The sequence below is a fragment of the Olsenella sp. An188 genome (assembly GCF_002160255.1).
In the GTDB taxonomy this organism is placed as follows: Bacteria; Actinomycetota; Coriobacteriia; order Coriobacteriales; family Atopobiaceae; genus Thermophilibacter; species Thermophilibacter avistercoris.
In genome coordinates, this window is record NZ_NFKF01000014.1 from 1 (window position 1) to 1,015 (window position 1,015).

1 protein-coding gene is annotated in these 1,015 nt (G+C 67.3%); it reads left to right on the plus strand.

Annotated features, from left to right (window positions below; all coding sequences use genetic code 11):
• Positions 1 to 881: glucose-1-phosphate thymidylyltransferase RfbA (rfbA, locus tag B5F23_RS09485; RefSeq protein ID WP_143786407.1), on the plus strand; the 881-nt coding region annotated here is incomplete at its 5' end.
• Between the last annotated feature and the right edge of the window lie 134 nt (positions 882 to 1,015).

The following is a 1,015-nucleotide window of genomic DNA, read 5'->3' on the forward strand; positions in this document are numbered from 1 at the left end:
GCGGCTCGGGCACGCGCCTGTACCCGCTCACCCTCGTGACGAGCAAGCAGCTGCTGCCCGTCTACGACAAGCCGATGGTCTACTACCCGCTGTCGGTCCTCATGATGGCCGGCATCAGGGACATCCTGATCATCTCCACCCCCACGGACCTGCCCAACTTCGAGCGCCTGCTCGGGGACGGCTCGCAGTACGGCGTCAGCCTGTCCTACGCGGAGCAGCCCTCGCCGGACGGCCTCGCTCAGGCCTTCGTCATCGGCGAGGAGTTCATCGCCGGCGAGCCCTGCGCCCTCGTCCTGGGGGACAACATCTTCTTCGGCAACGGCCTCTCCCGCCACCTCCGCCGCGCCGTGGCGCGGGCGGAGTCCGAGGGCGGCGCCACGGTCTTCGGCTACCACGTGGACGACCCGGAGCGCTTCGGCGTGGTGGAGTTCGACGCTGACTTCAACGCCGTCTCCATCGAGGAGAAGCCCGAGCGCCCCAAGAGCTCCTACGCCGTCACCGGCCTCTACTTCTACGACTCGCGCGTCTGCGAGCTGGCCAAGAAGGTGAGGCCCTCGGCCCGCGGGGAGCTCGAGATCACCACGCTCAACCAGATGTACCTGGAGGACGGCTCGCTCTCCGTGGTCACGCTCGGACGTGGCTACGCGTGGCTGGACACCGGCACCATGGAGAGCCTCTACGAGGCCGGCGAGTTCGTCCGCGCCGTCGAGCGCGCCCAGGACACGCCCGTCGCGGTCCTCGAGGAGATCGCCTGGGAGAACGGCTGGATCGGCACGGACGCCCTTCTCGCCGCAGCGGACGCCTACGGAAAGAGCGTCTACGGCCAGCACCTCAGGCGCGTCGCGGAGGGTGGCATCGTCCCACATAACCGATACGACTAAAGAAACTCCAACCTTGAGGAGGCCTAGCATGTCAGACACCTTCGAGCCCGCCAACATCATCGTCACCGGCGGGTGCGGCTTCATCGGGAGCAACTTCGTGCACTACGTGGTCAACAACTGTCCCGGCGTCCACG